Here is a 16,381-nt window from a genome sequence, read left to right as displayed (position 1 = left end):
CAACCATAGGCAGGCCAGAACCTGCCCTTACATTCTGTGCGATGTGTTAACGAATAATACAAGAGCGCAATGCTTGGGCTGCACATACAAAAAAGCCGGAGCAGGCTGATATCCGCTCCGGCTTTTTTAAAAACGCTGTTTTTCAAGTAGGCGGAATTAGTCTTCCCACCACACGGAAAGCGTGCGCACGCCCTGCGCACCACGCACCAGAACACCCTGAATATCAGCCGTGGCGGAAGGCCCGCTCATCAGCACGCCGTAATTGGCGGTGTGGAATTCTGGGCGATCTATATAAGCGGTGTGCATGTTTGCGGTTAGATTTTTGGGGGAAAGAATAACCACAATATGCTGTGTCAGATGCGCGGCAGAGTTTAGGCTGTTCAACTGCGCTTCGCTCAAATAGATGGAGCCCATTTCGGCAATACCGAAAGGTGAGCGCACAACCAGCACATCCACCGAGGCCGCCTGCTGTGGGGAATCCAGATCTTCAATCCGGATTGTGCCTTCAAAATCCGGTACAGCAGAGCAGATAACCTTGGAATCCGGAAAGGTGCGGGCAATAGCTGTTGCCAGCGTATCGTTTTCCTGCCGTTCCAGAACCTGACCGCCAATAATTTGCAGGCTGTTTTCAAAACGCGCCTTGCCTGCATCCATATCACCCAGCTTGGCAACGGGGGGGAGTGGATGGGCGGTGGGGTCTGGGCGGTTATCCCGCAAACGGGCTAGAATGGCATCACGCGAGCTCATGCTTTTTCCCTTTCCTTCTGTATGTTCAGGCGGTTTTTCTTGTACCAACTGTTGAAGGTGGTTTTTACGGGGTGCGGCAGCTCACGGTGCTTGCCCCACGGGTTCAGCCAGTTATACAGCACAAAGCGCGGCATGGTGCTAAGGGCCACCTCCGTACCGTTAATGGCGGCACGATATAGCTTGGGCTGGCCCATAAGCTTGCCCGCCATGTGCATGATCTCACGTTTTACAAACGGCAGTTCATGATGTTCGGCCAGCACGCGCCGCCATTTATAAAGCTGCTCGTGAATATTGATCTTAACCGGGCAAACATTGGTGCAGCTTCCGTTCATGGTGGAAGCAAACGGCAGCGTGCTGTATTTACGCTCGTTAAAGGTCGGATCAATAATTGCGCCAATCGGGCCAGAATACACAGCGCCGTAAGACAGCCCACCGGAGCGACGATACACCGGGCAGGTGTTCATACACGCACCGCAGCGAATACACTTAAGCGATGTCCAGAAATCCTGCATGCCAAGGCGGTGTGAACGTCCATTATCCACCAACACCACATGCATTTCGCTCCCCTTTTGCGGGCCACGGAAATGCGTGGTGTATTGCGTGATAGGAGAGCCCAACGCACTGCGGGAAAGCAGGCGGATAAACACCCCCATATCCGCCATACGCGGCACAAGGCGTTCGATCCCGATAGTGGCAATATGCAGCCCCGGCACGGTAGCGCTTAGATCTGCATTGCCTTCATTGGTGCAAACAACAAAGGAGCCCGTTTCCGCCACAACAAAGTTGCCGCCTGTCATCCCCGCATCAGCAGACAGAATAACCGGACGCGCGGCCAAACGCTGCTGCCATGCCAAAGACTGCGCGCTGTTGTCGTTCGGATCTGTGTGATAGTGCTCGGCAAAAATCTTGGCCACGTCTGGTATCAGCTTATGCACGGCTGGCACCACAATGTGGCTGGGCATCTGGTTATCCAACTGCTGGATACGTTCACCAAGGTCTGTCTCGGTAACTGTAACGCCGCGTGGTTCCAGATATTCGCGCATCTGGCATTCTTCGGTCACCATCGACTTACTTTTGATAAGTGATTTGGCGCCGTGTTTTTCCAGAATTTCGCCAACAATGCGGTTGTGTTCCGCGCCATCGGCTGCCCAATGAACGTGAATACCGTTCTTCTTGGCGTTGGCTTCAAACTGCTCCAGATATTCGGGCAGATTGGCCAGCGTGTGTTCTTTTATCTGGGAGGCACGGGTGCGCAGTTCCTGCCATTCTGGCAGAATGTGCATCTGCTCATCACGCTTCTGGCGCAGGTCCCACAAGCGTTCATCATGAAAACTTTCATGCGCAACGTCTTCAATGAACTTTTCAGCCGCTAGAGCGTGATTGACTGGTTTAACCTTCATTCCCGTGCTCCATTCAGAATTTCAGCAATATGAATGAAGCGGATGGGAACCCCAGCCCGTTCCGCACACCCTTGCTGGTGCATCATGCAGGACGTATCGGCAGAAACAATGTATTCCGCCCCGGCTTTGTGATGATCTGTTACCTTATCCACCCCCATTTTGGCGGAAACGGCTTCTTCCGTAACCGAGAAGGTGCCACCAAAACCGCAGCATTCATCTGGCCGTTTGGGATGCGCAAAGGAAATGCCTTTCACTTTGGAAAGCAGATCCATCGGTTTGGAAAAGAACGGCTCACCCAGTTCAGACATGCTGGCCGTGCGCAGGGCGCGCAGGGTGCCGCAGCTATTATGCAGGCCCACCTTATGCGGGAATTCCGCCCATGGGAAATTGTCTACCTTCAGCACATCGTGCAGAAATTCCACCAGTTCAAAGGTGTTTTCACGCACATGCCGCACTTCATCCGTTTGCGGAATGGCATCAAAGTTGTCCCGCACATGGTGGGTACAACTGCCAGACGGCATAACAATGGCATCGTATTTGGCAAAGAGTTTGACAAACAGTGCCTCAGCAGAGGCAGCATCCCGGTTACAGCCTGAATTGGCCATTGGCTGGCCACAGCAGGTTTGTTCCATGGGGTATTCTACATCCTGGTCCAGCTTTTCCAGCAGTTGCAGCGTGGCAATCCCTGCGTTTGGATAAAACGCATCTATGTAACAAGGAATAAACAACCCGATTTTCATACGCACCCCCGGTTTTTGCAGCCTGACACTCTCAGCCCGCTGCAATCATAATTTCAACAAGCGCGGGGCCATCGGTCGCTAATGCTGCTTCCAGCGTAGGCGCAATATCCGCCGCCCGTGTTACTCTGCTGGAAGGCACCCCCATGGACCGGGCCAGAGCCTGATAGTCTATTTTTGGATCAACAATATCCATGGCGGGATATGTACCCTCCTGCGCAGAGATATAGTTGTTTTGCTGCCGCATGAAGTTCTTGAGCACATTGTACTCGCAATTGTTCATCACAACAAAAGTAACGGGCAGCTTTTCGTGTGCGGCTGTCCACAAGGCCTGTGGGGAATACAGGGCTGCCCCATCCCCCACCAATGAAACAACCCTGTCCCGCCCAAGGCCAAGTGAGGCCCCAACAGCCGCAGGCATGCCCCAACCCAGTGCTCCACCACGCAGGAAGGAATACTGGGCAGACCATGCACTTTCTAAAAACAACCGCACATCGGATGAGGTGGCAATGGCCTCATCCACAATGGCAATATCCGGGCCAATGGCGCGCACCGTCTCCCACGCGGCAACGCGAGGGGAAATAACGGCATCTACCGGATGGGCCAGCACCTCTGCCACGGCCTGCGCACGCTGCGCGCGGCGGGCTTCTGCCACCTTCTGGCCCGATGCCGCATAGGCAGCACGCTGCGGGGCTGCCGCCTGCTGCAACATAGGCAACAACGCCTGCAAGGATGCGCGAATATCCCCCACCACGGAAAGCGGTGTCCAAAACGTGCGCCCCAGATCTCGCACATCGGAAGACATCTGATACACCGCACAGGATGGCGGCAGGGCCGGGCCTTCTGTGTACAGAATGGTGATAAGGGATTTGCCACCCAATGCGAAAATGGCATCGTATCCGCTTAGCTTTTCTGCAATGCCCGTGGCTTGCGTGGGCAGATTACCGCACCATAACGGATGCGCCGTGGCAAACGGAATGCGTGATGGCCACGATGAACCATAAACCGGCGCACCCAAACACTCTGCCACAGCGGCCACTTCTGCTGCGGCATCCGAGGCATAGACCTCATCCCCCGCAATAATGGCCACCTTGCCGGGGCGCAGGGATGTAAGGGCACGCGCCAGTTCTGGCAGCCCCCCCGCTACGGCCTGACGGTTGATATTGGAAGGTTCACCAATATCAACACTGCTCATTTCTTCCATCACATCCATGGGGAGTGACAAAAAAACCGGCCCTGTAGGGGCTGCTGTGGAATCATGAAAAGCACGGCGCAGTAAAACAGGAAGTTGATCTGCATGGGCCACTTCCTGCGCCCATTTTACGGCGGGGCGGGCAATCTGCACCAGATCACCAAATAAAAGTGGATCAGAAATAGTGTGGCGGGAATCCTGCTGCCCGGCAGTAACCACTAATGGGGTTTGAGAAACACTGGCATTAAGCAGATTGCCCATGCCATGGCCCAACCCGCCTGCTGTGTGCAGATTTAAAAAAGCCGGTTTACGGGCAGCCTGCGCGTACCCATCGGCCATAGCCACCACGCTGGCTTCCTGAAGGCCCAGAACGTAATGCACGTTGGGCACTTCTAACAGAGCATCTATAAGCGGCAGTTCCGTGGTGCCGGGGTTGCCGAATATGTATTCAACCCCTTCACTTCGCAGCACTTCCAGCAAAACCGCTGCACCACGCCGGGTTTTGCCGCCTGCCATTTCTACAGATGTTACTGCCATTACGCCTGCCCCCTATTCTGCCGTTTTGGCAACTGTGCCACAGCCTGCGCATTGGCACACGCGCCATTGCCCAACTGTATATACACTTTGCACGGCTGAAAGGATTTGTTCATACCCCTACTCTGAATAGACTGGCAGAAATATGCAGGGGAATTCACAATCAGGCAGACTATTAACATCTGCATTGCTGGCCCGGATTTCTGTCATGCTGCGCTGCCCTTTCTGGCAGCCTGAACTGCTACGCCGCTTGTTATAACAAAATATGGCATTTTGCAAAACAGGCGGCGCGCACATCAGCAGAAAAATCTGGCCTGCGTTTTTTGCGCAGCTTTACGCTGCGGCACTCGTTTCACCCAACTGAGCCAGTGGCTGCATGAGCAAATGGTTGTGGGAATAATCTACCGGCACAGCAATAACCACCGGGCCTTCTACATCCATAGCCGTGCGCAGGGCCTGACGCACTTCGTCTTCCGTGGTGGCGTTAATGCCCGTTGCGCCACAGGATTCTGCATATTTTGCAAAATCAATGGGGCCAAAGTTCACGCCGGAACCACGGCCATATTTCTTCTGCTCCTGCATTTCCACCATGTTATAGGCTTCATCAATCCAAACCATGTGGATCAGGTTGCACTTCAGGCGCACAGCCGTTTCCAGCTCCATGCTGGACATCATGAAGCCACCATCACCAGAAATGGACAGCACTTTCTGCGCCGGGTTCAGCAGGCTTGCGGCAATACCCCACGGCAGGCCCACACCCATTGTTTGCTGACCATTGCTAATAAGCACCTGGCGCGCCCGGAAGGACAGCAGATAACGTGCCAGCCAGATATGGAAGGTGCCCATATCCAGGCACAGTGTCATATCCGGGGTTACAAACTGTTCCAGCTCACGCACGATCTGGAGCGGGTGCACGGCATTGTTGCTGGTGCTGCGGGCTTCCAGCAGCGCGGTGGTACGGGCTTTTTTGTAGCCTTCCAGAACAGTTTCCAGTTCTGGCGCACGGGTTAACTTGCCTGCATCTTTTGCCAGCACTGTTAGCGTTGGCGCAATTTCACCAATCAGCTCAATAGCTGGAACGTAGGCGTTATCCAGTTCTGCGGGAACGATATCTACGTTAATGATCTTGCGGTCATCATTCACGTTCCACAGCCACGGATCGTATTCTACCGGGTTGTAGCCAATAGCCACAACCACATCGGCTTCGTGCAGAAGCTGGTCACCATGCTGGTTGCGGAACAAGCCAACGCGGCCACCAAAACGATCCACCAGATCTTCAGAAACCGCACCCGCAGCCTGATAGGTGCCCACAACCGGCACACCTGTTGCTTTTACAAAAGCGCGCACGCCATCTGCCACATCTGGGCGGCTGGCCAGCATGCCCAACAGAACCACAGGACGCTTGGCGTTTTTCAGCATGGTTGCGGCTTCTGCAATCACATCAGCCGGGGCACCACCAACGCGCGGCAGCGGACGGCCAGCCAAAACCGGTGCCTGTGCAGGCATGGACAGCACATCCATAGGCGTGCTGACAAAAGCTGCACCGGGGCGGCCACCTTCTGCAAAGCGGAAAGCATTGGCCATCACTTCAGAAATCGCAACCGGGGTTGTCAGCTCTACACTGTATTTGGTGATGGGCTTAAACAGGTTGACCGTATCCATGGTCTGGTGCGTCAGCTTCAGACGGTCTGCCAGTTTTACGGCGCCACCAATAGCCAGCACCGGGTCGCCTTCTGAATTGGCGGTGGCAAGGCCGGTTACAAAGTTGGAAGCACCGGGGCCGGATGTGGCAATACACACGCCTGCCTTACCTGTCAGACGGCCAAGGCCACCTGCAATAAAAGCTGCGTTTTGTTCATGCCGCGTGACAACGGTGGTGATGGAGGAATCCACCAGCGCATCAAACAGACGGTCCACCTTAGCACCCGGAATACCGAACACGTGCTTAACGCCGTGGGCTTCCAGATTTTTGACAATAAGCTCCGCACCGCACTGAGCGGCGTTGTCTGCCGGATTGGTCATTTGAGTTCTGTCCTGCAAAAACTGGGCTGTCAGAAAGCTGTTTTCAGCAGCCCCGTTAAAAATATTCAGCGAATGGAGGCTCAGCCGCCTTCAGCAATACGGATCGCTTCGCTCAGGCTTTCGGGGTTCAGATCCGCCTTGGCAAACTGTTCCGTACGGGGCAACTGAATTTCCAGATCGGAAATGGAGGCCACTTCAAGCTGACCGCGCACAAGGCGATATTCTGTAACGTGCCCGCCACGTTTGCTATCTTCAGAAAGGAAGTGCAGGTGGTAGCCCGCAACATTCACGCCCTGCATGTAAACCGGGGTGCGGAAGCCGATCATGGTGCCCATAACGTTTTCCATGGTGCAGGTGGGCTGCTTTTTCACCACTTCCAACATATGCGGATACGGCTTGCACTGGCAGAACACCGTGCGGGTATCAACGCGCTGGAATTCACCCGTAAAGCGAATAGCGCCAAACAGGTTAGGGTTACCCAGCAGGCTATCCACCAGCTCTTCAAACGTTTCCTTGGTTTTGGGGGAATCGATGGTAACTTTTTTTTCCGGTTCAAAATAAGTTACGCATGCAAACGGCGTTTTAAGAGAACCGGGCACTTCTGCGGCCAAACCTTCTGCACGAAACTGGCGCACAACGCCGTCCGTCACAATCATTTCGCCATCTAGTGCGTTAAAGGTGCCAAGGCCGAAGTTACCGTGCTGGAGCAGCTCATCCAGCGTGGTTTCACCATCGTACACCGCATCCAGCAGGGCTGCCATGGTAGAGGTCTGGTACAAACGGTTTGTAACAGGCTTTTTCAGCACGCCGTTACCAAGGGCAGAAGAGCGGACATCCATGTCCATCACCGACTGTTTTTTCATGCTGCATACTCCCACAAACGCATGGTGGTTTAAGTTCGTTTCGCACGCACGTTATAACAGTGGCAGCCAGTCTTCCAATATATATTGAACACGTTATCCATATGCATTACATATACCATATGGATATCAGGCACCTGCGCTACTTCGTAACCGTTGCTGAGCATGGCAGCATTACCCGTGCCGCAGAGGCACTGGGTATTGAGCAACCCCCACTTAGCCAGCAAATCCGCCAGCTTGAGCGCAATTTGGGCGTAACGCTGTTTGAGCGGCAGACTCGTGGCATGAAGCTGACAGAAATTGGCGAAGTGCTTTTGCCCCGTGCCCGCACAATTTTGGATTTGCAGGCACAATTTCTTTCCACGGCAGAAGGTTTGGCGCGGGGGGAAAAAGGGCATATTCGCGTTGGGTTGGCGGGGGCTGTGCCACTGTTGCCGGTTATTCCGCTCACCATCCGCCGGTTTCGGGAAATGGCGCCCGATGTCACCCTCTCTTTAGAAGAAAGCAACACCCCAGCCCTTTGCGCAGCATTGCACGAACCCAGTGTGGATATTGCCATTATCCGCCCGCCGTTTACCGACCCCTCACGCCTTTCGGTTTTTCATCTGCTGGATGAACCTACGGTTATTGCCCTGCCCCGCGGGCACAGGCTGGCAAAGGAGCCGGTGATCAGTTTGGATATGGTGGCGGATGATCCGCTAATTATCTTCCCGCGTGAGTTGGGGCCGGGCTTTCATGATGCTATTTTGTCGGCTTATCAGCTTGCTGGCGTTACCCCTACAATGGGGCAGCAGGCCCCACAAATTGCAGGCACCGTGCCTTTGGTGGCAGCGGGGCTTGGGGTTTCTGTTGTGCCGCGCTCGCTCAGCCAGATTCATGCAGGCGGGGTAACGTTTCATGCCATTAGCGAACCAGCCCCCCGCGCCACGCTGGCGGTTGCCATACGCACCGGGCAGAACATGCCGCTGGTTACGCGGTTTGTAACGGTGTTGCGCACGGCCTGCCGCAAGTGGGAGCAACGCCAGCATGACACCGCCCCCTTTGCAGATTCGGAAAACCTCTAACCGCCTTAGCCCTGCTGCGGGCGATACGGCACAGATGCCCGTGGCAGACCATCTTCTATGGGCATATCCGCATGGCGAGACCACTCGTTCCATGATCCCATATAAATGCGCAGCTTGGTAAATCCGGCAGAAGCCAGCGCCACATAGGTATTGGCTGCGCGTGCGCCCTTAAAACAGTAGATGATAATATCATCATCCGGGTACAAGTTACGTGTTGCCGCCAAGGCCCGAATATCTTCCGGCGTTTTAAAACGTGCTTCCTGATCCTGCGTGTGCATGAAGCTATACCACTCTATCCACACAGCACCGGGAATGCGCCCTTTGCGCGGCGCAAAGTCCACCCCGTAAGGAGATGAACTTTCACCCAGCCATTCCACCTTATCGCGGTTATCCAGCAGTTTGATGGATGGGTTGGTAAGGGCTGCAAACACATCTTGCCGCGTGGCCATAAGTGCATGGTGAATAGCCAGCGGAAACTGCGTGGGGGCTGGATGCGTGATATCCTGCGTAAGTGCGCCGCCAGAGGCCAACCATGCCCGCAGCCCACCATCCAGAATACCTACCTTGGGGTAACCCAGATACTGCAAAATCCAGTATCCACGGCAGGAGGCACCATAACGTGTATGCAGGGCATCTTCATACACAACGGCTGTTTTGCTGCCATCCAGACCATATTGCGCAAACAGCGATGAAAACTTTTGTTGCAGGCTGGCCAACCCGCTTTCTGATGTTTCTGCCAGATAGGTAAAAATATCCGGCATATTGACGGCACCGGGAATATGCCCTTTGGCAAAATCTTCTTCCGAACGCACATCTATCAGAACGGCGTTGCCATTGTGCTGCAATTGCCGCAGGGCATCCGGAGTGTAGAGAACGTCTGTCATGTATCTTCAGTCCGGTCTGTTCACGAAAGGCCGGACGCTATCAGGTCTGCGCCCATGCGGGCAGGGCCTGCGTATCACTGCCGCCATACCATAAAAGCAGCCAACACCCCCTTATGGCCGCCCGGAACGATGATACGGATGCCCCGCCGCAATGGCCTGCGCGCGGTAGATTTGTTCCACCAACATAATGCGCACCAGCATATGCGGCCATGTGAGTGTGCCAAAGGACATGGAAGCATCGGCCCGCTGGATAACCGAGGCATCCAGCCCCTCCGCCCCGCCAATAACAAAACATGGCGTGCGGCCCGCCGCCAACCAGCCTTGCACGGCGTTAGAAAAATCCGGGCTGCCGAAATTGCGTCCGGCTTCATCCAGCACCACAACATGGCTTTGCGCGGGGCAGGCTGCCAGAATGGCTTGGGCCTCGCGCCGTTTGATTTCATCCGGGCTGCCGCGCCCATCTGGCAGTTCTATAATATCCAGCTTGGGGCGCAGGCGCTTGAGGTAGCGTTCCACCAGCGCCCGCTCGGATTTATCCTTCATCCGCCCGATAGCCACCAGCCTCATGCCAGCGCACTCATGCATACTGAAAAATCAGAGAACAACATTATAAACTGGGCGATTACAGGCGGGTAACGTTGCCTTCCGCGCCTTCATCCAGTTCCTTGCCCCACATTTTTTCCAGCCCATACAGCGTACGTGCTTCTGGCTTGAACAGGTGCACCACAATATCACCCGTATCCAGCAGCACCCAGTCTGAGCCGTTTGCGCCTTCCACCATCACGCGTTTGATGCCGATATCACGCAGCTTGCGTTCAATATGCTGCGCCATGGCGGAAATCTGACGGTCTGCCAAACCTGTGGCAATGACCATCCGATCTGCAAAAGAAGCACGGCCTGCCAGATCGATCACCACAATATCTTCGGCCTTGTCATCTTCAAGGCTGGCGGTGATGAGGGCCAGAGATTGCTCCAGCATATCCGGGGCCACGGCTTCGCGCTTGGTGGTGGCCTTGGGGCCAGCAGCCGCGGCTTTTTTACGTACAGAACCGGGCGCAGCAGCCCCGGCAGTGGTTGCAGCACGCGCCGGAGCGGCCCGCCCCTTGGTGGACGTGGCAGCCGTGCGGGAACGTGCTGATGTTTCAGCGGGGGGCTTGGTAGGAATGACCGTTCTCCTGATCTTTAAAGCGTATCGGGGGTATGGGGTTGGCCTGCAGCGGCATTGAATCCGCCCTGCTGACGAATAGCTGTTGCAGATATACTGTTTTGTGCCCCCGGAAGAAAAGCCCACACCGGGGGAGAAAGTTCCGCAAGGGCATGCGCACGCCATGCAGGCACCCGCCAGCGGGCCAGATACTGCCCCGCAAGCCCATGCAAGGCCCGCACATTTTGCCCCGGACGGGGAAAAACCGCCACTGGCACGCTATGCACAAGCTGCCGCCAGTTTTTCCAGCGTGGTAAGGTGGCCAGACCATCTGCGCCCATTAGCCACACAAACTGCGCACGCGGAAAACGCGTTTGCAACACCCGCACCGTATCCACCGTATAACGTGTGCCGATTCGGCTTTCTATATCCGTGGCAATAATACGCCGCCCATCCGCCAGTTGGCGGGCCGTGGCCAAGCGTACGGGCAAAGCGGCCATATCCGACCGTCCATCTTTAAGCGGGTTACCGGGTGAAACCATAAGCCACACCTGATCCAACCCCAGCACCGCCAGCGCACGCTGCGCAATGGCTTGGTGCCCTTTATGACCGGGGTTGAAAGACCCCCCCAAAAGCCCAATACGCAGGCATCTGTTATCCCCCCAAGTGGGAATAACAGTGCCATGCAAGCAAGGCTCTGTAAGCGGAGCTGCCTGTTGCTGCACCTGCACGCCCTGTGCGGTTGGCTGCATGGCCGAAAAAATCAGGGACGTACCTGCCCGGTGCCAATCACTTCGTAACGGAAGGTTGTTAACTGCTCTACGCCCACCGGGCCGCGAGCATGGAAGCGACCTGTGGCAATGCCAATTTCCGCGCCAAAGCCAAACTCTCCGCCATCACAGAACTGGGTCGAGGCATTCCACATCACCACAGCGCTGGAAACACCGTTCATAAACCGTATGGCCATGTTTTCATCCGCCGTTACAATAGCTTCTGTGTGGGATGAGCCATATTGTGCAATGTGGTCCAGCGCTTCATCCACACCATCCACCACGGCAATGTTCAACACCGCATCCAGCCATTCTGTGGCGAAGTCTTTTGCCGTTGCTGCGGGGAGATCGGGCACAATGGCGCGTGCTGCGGCATCCGCCTTAAAGGTGCAGCCTTTTTCTGCCAGATCCGCCACAATTTGCGGCAGCAGCGCAGCAGCAATGGCGGCATCCATCAGCAGTGTTTCGGTAGAGCCACAAATGCCGGGGCGGCGCATTTTGGCGTTCAGCACAATGCGGCGCGCCATAGCAAAATCTGCGGCAGAATGGATGTAAGTGTGGCACAGCCCTTCAGCATGGGCCAGCACAGGCACGCGGGCCTCGCGCTGGACACGCTCTACCAATGAGCGCCCACCACGCGGGATAATCAGATCAATCTGGCCAGAGGCTGTGAGCATTTCCGCCACATGGGCGCGATCTGCATCTGGGGCAATCAGTACGGCATCTTCTGGCAAGCCAGCAGAACGCAGCCCGGCCTGCATAGCGGCATGAATAGCACGCGCACTGTTCAGACTTTCTGAGCCACCACGCAACAACACGGCGTTGCCAGATTTCATGCACAGTCCGGCGGCATCTGCCCCCACATTGGGCCGGCTTTCATAAATCATGCCAATAACGCCCACAGGGGTTGCAACGCGGCGAATGCGCAAGCCGTTGGGGCGTGTCCACTCTTCCAGCACACGGCCTACGGGGTCTGGAAGATCTGCAATTTCTTCCAAACCACGCGCCATGGCTTCCACCCGTTCGGGTGTAAGGGTCAGCCGATCACGGAACGCATCATTGGCGGTGGAGGCAGCAAGATCCTGCGCGTTGGCTTCCAAAATAGCAGGAGTAGCCTCACGCAAAGCCGCAGCGGCAGCCCATAGGGCTTTATCCCGCGTGGCAGAAGAACTTTGCGCCAGTGTGCGGGCCGCCAGCCGCGCACGATGGGCTAAAGCGGCCATTGGCCCCTGCCCCTGTGCCTGCGCTGGAACATCCTGCACGGGTTTAGCCGAAGCCGTTGTAACCCCTTGCAGCTTACTCTCACCCTCCGCGTTCATAACGGCGTTCCTATCTCCATCTTTTCTATCTGGCCTGCCGGTGCGGGCAGGCCATCAAGCTCTTATTTATGTGGTTGTGCGCTGGATGTTAGACGTTAAAGCGGAACAGCAGCACATCACCATCTTTTACTACGTAATCACGCCCTTCAATGCGCAGGCGTCCGGCTTCCTTGGCGCCAGCGTCCCCACCATACTGAACGTAATCATCATACGCGACAGTTTCACATGCAATGAAGCCGCGTTCAAAATCATTGTGAATAACGGCGGCGGCCTGCGGGGCCTTGGTGCCTGCGGTAATTGTCCAAGCACGGGCTTCCTTGGGGCCTACGGTAAAGTAGGTGCACAAACCCAAAAGCTTGTAACCAGCGGCAATAACCCTATCCAGCCCGCTATCATTCAGGCCCAGACCTTCCAGAAACTCGCGCCGTTCTTCATTTTCAAGCTGGCTGACTTCGGCTTCAATCGCGGCAGATACAATAACGGCAGCAGCACCTTCCGCCGCAGCCTTGGCCTGCACCTGCGCAGAGAATGCGTTGCCTGTTGCGGCCGAGTCTTCATCCACATTGCACACATACAGCACCGGTTTGGTGGTGAGCAGTTGCAGGCGGCGCACGGCTTCTTCTTCCCCCGCCGGAATGGCGGTGCGGGCCGGGCGGCCTTCTCGCAGCGCTTCCATCAGCGGTTCCATAACGGCAAGCTGGGCTGTGGCTTCGGCATCCCGGTTGCGGGCGCGCTTTTCCAGATTGGGCAGACGTTTTTCCAGCGAATCCAGATCCGCCAGCATCAGCTCCGTTTCAATAATGTCGGCATCACGCACAGGATCCACGCCACCTTCAACGTGGGTGATGTCATCATCCTCAAAACAGCGCAGCACATGAATAATAGCGTCCACCTCACGGATGTTAGCCAAAAACTGGTTGCCCAGCCCTTCACCCTTGGAGGCACCGCGCACAAGGCCCGCAATATCTACAAATTCAAGGCTGGTGGGCACTTCACGCTGTGATTTGCCAATTTCCACCAACTTGTCCAGCCGGGGGTCTGGCACAGCCACGCGGCCTGTATTGGGCTCAATCGTGCAGAACGGATAATTGGCCGCCTGCGCCGTGGCCGTGGCCGTAAGCGCGTTGAACAGCGTAGATTTACCCACATTGGGCAGCCCGACAATACCGCAGTTAAAACCCATCAGCCCTTGCTCCCTTCCGGCAGTGCAACCTTTGTCATGAACTGGTCTGCCCGCCCATCTGCCAACAGGGGGGCGGCATCGGCCATGCGATCAAGCAGCCGTTCCAGCCATTCCTGCCGGTCTGTTTCCGTAAAATTGCCTAGCACCCAGCCATGCACCCGCTCTTTTACGCCGGGGTGGCCAATGCCTATGCGTACACGCCAATATTCCGGCGTGCCCAACATTTTATCTGTAGAGCGCAAACCATTGTGCCCCGCAGCCCCTCCCCCACGCTTTATGCGCAGACGGCCCGGTGCCAGATCCAGCTCATCATGAAAAACGGTAATATTTTCGGGTGCGATTTTGTAAAAAGCGGCGGCTTCCTGCACACTTTCACCCGATTTGTTCATGTAGGTCATGGGCAGTAGCAGCAGAACTTTCTGCCTGCCTATGCGGCCTTCCGCAACTTCGCCCTTAAAGCGGTTGCGCCACGGCGTAAACCCGTACTTACGGGCTATGGCTTCTACTGCCATAAAGCCAACATTGTGCCGGTGCCGACGCATGGAGGATTCGGGATTGCCCAACCCGACCCAGAGCAGCATTGCTGATTCCACCTAACGTTATGAACAGCACAGGGGGCACGCGCATCTGCACGCACCCCCCATGCCTAATAAACAACCCGAATAAACCGGCTTCCGATCAGGAAGCAGCTTCTTCCGTAGCGGCGGCTTCACCTTCCGTGGTGTCCACGCTTGGTGCAGCAATAGAAGCCACGACAAAGTTTTCTTCGTGGGTCAGCGGGGTTACGCCTGCGGTGCCCTGCACATCTTCCCAACGCACGTTGTCTGCAATGTCCAGCTTGGACAGATCAACGGTGAAGAATTCCGGAATGTTGTCTGCCGGCACGTCCACTTCAATGGTGTGGCGCACAACGTTCAGCACGCCGCCACGCTTGATACCGGGGCATGTTTCTTCGTTTTCGAAGTGAACAGACACTTCAACATGCACGCGGGAGCCAGCGGCCAGGCGCAGGAAGTCAACGTGAACAGGGCTGTCCTTCACGGGGTGCAGCTGCACATCACGCACCAGAGCGCGTTCTGCCTTGCCATCAACCTTGATTTCATACACGCGAGAGCGCCAGCCAGAAGCCTGAATGCCCTTAATGATAATGCGCGGGTCGATAGCAATAAGGGTGGGTTCCTGCTTGCCGCCGTAGATAACGCCGGGCACAAGCCCTGCACGCCTCGTTGCCCGCGCTGCCCCCTTACCAGCCTTCGCGCGCGCCGAAGCTTCGATAGATGTAATCTTGGACACGTTGACTTCTCCATAAAAAACTTAATCACGCAGGCCTCCAGGGGTGCCCACGCAGTGGCAGCGCCTTACAGCAAAAGCTGTGCATGAGCAAGGTATAGCTTGTGCTATAGGGCAGGCTTTGGCACCTGTTGCCCACAGCCCTTGCCGGAGAAGCCACTTATGCCCCTGCCGCAAACCACCACGCCCCCACAACAGTTTGGCAGTGATAATTATGCAGGCCTGTGCCCGCAGGCGCTGGAAGCCATAAGCCGCGCGGCCAAGGGGTCCACCCCCGCATATGGGGATGACGCTTGGACACGCCTTGCCGCCAAAGCTGTAGCGGATGTGTTGGAAGCGCCTGAAGCCGCAGTGTTTTTTGTGCTTACTGGCACCGCAGCCAATGCGCTGGCGCTGGCAACGCTGTGCCCACCTTATTGCAGCATTATTGCCTCGGAAGTTGCACATGCTGAAACCTCCGAGCGCGGCGCCCCAGAGTTTTTTACCGGCGGCGCCAAGCTGATAACGCCCCCTACCCCAGACGGTAAGCTAACCCCAGAGGCCATAAAACTGGCTGCCCGCCGCGCCAGCAGCCCGCAGGCTTCCACCCCCGCAGTGGTAACCATTACGCAACCCACAGAAAACGGGCTTGTGTATTCGGTGGATGAGATTCGGGCCATTGCCAATGCCTGCCACGATCATGGGTTGCGGCTGCATATGGATGGCGCACGTTTTGCCAACGCCATTGCCACACTGGGCTGCACACCCGCCGCCATGACATGGCAATCCGGTGTGGATGCCCTAAGTTTTGGTGGCACCAAAAACGGCATGGCCATGGGGGAAGCCGTGGTGTTTTTTAAACGCAGCATGGCGCAGGGCTTTGCCGAACGCGCCAGACAAAGCGGGCAAACAGCCTCTAAAATGCGCTTTCTATCCGCACCGTGGCTGGCCATGATCCATAGTGGCGCATGGCTGGACAACGCGCGCCACGCCAATGCCAGTGCACGCCAATTTGCACAGGCGGTAGAAGATATGCCTTCTGTTAAACAAGCATGGCCCGTGCAATCCAACGCCGTGTTTTTGCTCATGCCCGAACCTGTCATGAACGAATTGCGGGCCAGAGGCTGGCGGTTTTACACATTTTTTGGGGGTATCTGCCGCTTTATGTTTGCGTGGGATGCGCGGCCAGAAGCCATTGCCGCATTAGCCGCAGATTTACGTAGCTGCGTGCGCGGGCAAGGCACCTTATAAGACGC

16 protein-coding genes are annotated in these 16,381 nt (G+C 56.1%); 2 read left to right on the top strand and 14 right to left on the bottom strand.

Annotated elements, in window-relative coordinates; genetic code table 11:
* Window positions 1-156: 156 nt before the first annotated feature.
* The 6 genes from WG31_RS02405 to budA form a co-directional block, all read right to left on the bottom strand.
* Window positions 157-747, bottom strand: coding sequence for a LutC/YkgG family protein (locus WG31_RS02405; protein ID WP_035352556.1), 591 nt, complete (start codon window positions 745-747; stop codon window positions 157-159).
* Window positions 744-2,147 carry a lactate utilization protein B gene (locus WG31_RS02400; RefSeq protein WP_063353527.1) on the bottom strand — a complete coding sequence of 468 codons (1,404 nt, stop codon included), beginning with the start codon at window positions 2,145-2,147 and terminating at the stop codon, window positions 744-746. The genes WG31_RS02405 and WG31_RS02400 overlap by 4 nt, the downstream gene beginning before the upstream one ends.
* Window positions 2,144-2,887: a (Fe-S)-binding protein gene (locus WG31_RS02395; RefSeq protein ID WP_035352553.1), complete on the bottom strand. Its 744-nt coding sequence runs from the start codon at window positions 2,885-2,887 to the stop codon at window positions 2,144-2,146. The genes WG31_RS02400 and WG31_RS02395 overlap by 4 nt, the downstream gene beginning before the upstream one ends.
* A 31-nt stretch (window positions 2,888-2,918) precedes the next feature.
* On the bottom strand, window positions 2,919-4,613 hold the full coding sequence (locus WG31_RS02390; protein ID WP_006116937.1) for a thiamine pyrophosphate-dependent enzyme: 1,695 nt from the start codon (window positions 4,611-4,613) through the stop codon (window positions 2,919-2,921).
* A 330-nt stretch (window positions 4,614-4,943) separates the two neighbouring features.
* A complete protein-coding gene (alsS, locus tag WG31_RS02380; protein ID WP_035352550.1) occupies window positions 4,944-6,632 on the bottom strand; it encodes an acetolactate synthase AlsS in 1,689 nt (562 codons plus the stop codon).
* An 80-nt stretch (window positions 6,633-6,712) separates the two neighbouring features.
* The gene (gene budA / locus WG31_RS02375; protein ID WP_035352548.1) at window positions 6,713-7,495 is read right to left on the bottom strand and encodes an acetolactate decarboxylase; all 783 of its coding nucleotides are present in this window, start codon (window positions 7,493-7,495) and stop codon (window positions 6,713-6,715) included.
* Between the two features lie 119 nt (window positions 7,496-7,614).
* Here budA and WG31_RS02370 point away from each other — a divergent pair, with 119 nt between their 5' ends.
* Window positions 7,615-8,556 carry a LysR family transcriptional regulator gene (locus tag WG31_RS02370; protein ID WP_063354841.1) on the top strand — a complete coding sequence of 314 codons (942 nt, stop codon included), beginning with the start codon at window positions 7,615-7,617 and terminating at the stop codon, window positions 8,554-8,556.
* 5 nt (window positions 8,557-8,561) lie between these two features.
* Here WG31_RS02370 and WG31_RS02365 read toward each other — a convergent pair whose 3' ends face one another.
* The 8 genes from WG31_RS02365 to WG31_RS02330 all read right to left on the bottom strand — a co-directional run bounded on the left by WG31_RS02365 (window position 8,562) and on the right by WG31_RS02330 (window position 15,149).
* Window positions 8,562-9,440, bottom strand: a complete 879-nt coding sequence (locus tag WG31_RS02365; protein WP_006116933.1) for a sulfurtransferase — start codon at window positions 9,438-9,440, stop codon at window positions 8,562-8,564.
* A gap of 111 nt (window positions 9,441-9,551) precedes the next feature.
* Window positions 9,552-10,007: a 23S rRNA (pseudouridine(1915)-N(3))-methyltransferase RlmH gene (locus tag WG31_RS02360; protein ID WP_063353526.1), complete on the bottom strand. Its 456-nt coding sequence runs from the start codon at window positions 10,005-10,007 to the stop codon at window positions 9,552-9,554.
* Between the two features lie 55 nt (window positions 10,008-10,062).
* Window positions 10,063-10,605 (bottom strand): ribosome silencing factor, encoded by a 543-nt coding sequence (rsfS, locus tag WG31_RS02355; RefSeq protein WP_369870677.1) that lies wholly within the window; start codon window positions 10,603-10,605, stop codon window positions 10,063-10,065.
* A 17-nt stretch (window positions 10,606-10,622) separates the two neighbouring features.
* Window positions 10,623-11,336, bottom strand: coding sequence for a nicotinate-nucleotide adenylyltransferase (locus tag WG31_RS02350; protein ID WP_063353525.1), 714 nt, complete (start codon window positions 11,334-11,336; stop codon window positions 10,623-10,625).
* Between the two features lie 11 nt (window positions 11,337-11,347).
* Entirely contained in the window at window positions 11,348-12,673 is a 1,326-nt protein-coding gene (locus tag WG31_RS02345; protein WP_063353524.1) for a glutamate-5-semialdehyde dehydrogenase, read from the bottom strand.
* 88 nt (window positions 12,674-12,761) lie between these two features.
* Window positions 12,762-13,856, bottom strand: coding sequence for a redox-regulated ATPase YchF (ychF, locus tag WG31_RS02340; protein WP_063353523.1), 1,095 nt, complete (start codon window positions 13,854-13,856; stop codon window positions 12,762-12,764).
* Window positions 13,856-14,437 carry an aminoacyl-tRNA hydrolase gene (gene pth, locus WG31_RS02335; RefSeq protein ID WP_035352541.1) on the bottom strand — a complete coding sequence of 194 codons (582 nt, stop codon included), beginning with the start codon at window positions 14,435-14,437 and terminating at the stop codon, window positions 13,856-13,858. Before pth ends, ychF begins: the two co-directional genes overlap by 1 nt.
* A 97-nt stretch (window positions 14,438-14,534) precedes the next feature.
* The gene (locus WG31_RS02330) at window positions 14,535-15,149 is read right to left on the bottom strand and encodes a 50S ribosomal protein L25/general stress protein Ctc (protein ID WP_006116925.1); all 615 of its coding nucleotides are present in this window, start codon (window positions 15,147-15,149) and stop codon (window positions 14,535-14,537) included.
* Window positions 15,150-15,308: 159 nt separating this feature from the next.
* Between WG31_RS02330 and WG31_RS02325 the strand changes: the two genes are divergently transcribed.
* Window positions 15,309-16,376 carry a threonine aldolase family protein gene (locus WG31_RS02325; protein ID WP_035352538.1) on the top strand — a complete coding sequence of 356 codons (1,068 nt, stop codon included), beginning with the start codon at window positions 15,309-15,311 and terminating at the stop codon, window positions 16,374-16,376.
* Window positions 16,377-16,381: the final 5 nt, after the last annotated feature.

This window comes from Acetobacter oryzifermentans, from assembly GCF_001628715.1.
GTDB classification, from domain to species: domain Bacteria; phylum Pseudomonadota; class Alphaproteobacteria; order Acetobacterales; family Acetobacteraceae; genus Acetobacter; species Acetobacter oryzifermentans.
The sequence above is the reverse complement of the archived record's forward strand: the minus strand, read 5'-3'. Positions and strand labels throughout refer to the sequence as shown.

Bases quoted from the DNA above. Each gene is read 5' to 3' on its own strand.
- WG31_RS02405 (WP_035352556.1), bottom strand. From the start codon at position 747: ATGAGCTCGCGTGATGCCATTCTAGCCCGTTTGCGGGATAACCGCCCA.
- WG31_RS02400 (WP_063353527.1), bottom strand. From the start codon at position 2,147: ATGAAGGTTAAACCAGTCAATCACGCTCTAGCGGCTGAAAAGTTCATT.
- WG31_RS02395 (WP_035352553.1), bottom strand. From the start codon at position 2,887: ATGAAAATCGGGTTGTTTATTCCTTGTTACATAGATGCGTTTTATCCA.
- WG31_RS02390 (WP_006116937.1), bottom strand. From the start codon at position 4,613: ATGGCAGTAACATCTGTAGAAATGGCAGGCGGCAAAACCCGGCGTGGT.
- alsS (WP_035352550.1), bottom strand. From the start codon at position 6,632: ATGACCAATCCGGCAGACAACGCCGCTCAGTGCGGTGCGGAGCTTATT.
- budA (WP_035352548.1), bottom strand. From the start codon at position 7,495: ATGAAAAAACAGTCGGTGATGGACATGGATGTCCGCTCTTCTGCCCTT.
- WG31_RS02370 (WP_063354841.1), top strand. From the start codon at position 7,615: ATGGATATCAGGCACCTGCGCTACTTCGTAACCGTTGCTGAGCATGGC.
- WG31_RS02365 (WP_006116933.1), bottom strand. From the start codon at position 9,440: ATGACAGACGTTCTCTACACTCCGGATGCCCTGCGGCAATTGCAGCAC.
- WG31_RS02360 (WP_063353526.1), bottom strand. From the start codon at position 10,007: ATGAGGCTGGTGGCTATCGGGCGGATGAAGGATAAATCCGAGCGGGCG.
- WG31_RS02350 (WP_063353525.1), bottom strand. From the start codon at position 11,336: ATGCAGCCAACCGCACAGGGCGTGCAGGTGCAGCAACAGGCAGCTCCG.
- WG31_RS02345 (WP_063353524.1), bottom strand. From the start codon at position 12,673: ATGAACGCGGAGGGTGAGAGTAAGCTGCAAGGGGTTACAACGGCTTCG.
- ychF (WP_063353523.1), bottom strand. From the start codon at position 13,856: ATGGGTTTTAACTGCGGTATTGTCGGGCTGCCCAATGTGGGTAAATCT.
- pth (WP_035352541.1), bottom strand. From the start codon at position 14,437: ATGCTGCTCTGGGTCGGGTTGGGCAATCCCGAATCCTCCATGCGTCGG.
- WG31_RS02325 (WP_035352538.1), top strand. From the start codon at position 15,309: ATGCCCCTGCCGCAAACCACCACGCCCCCACAACAGTTTGGCAGTGAT.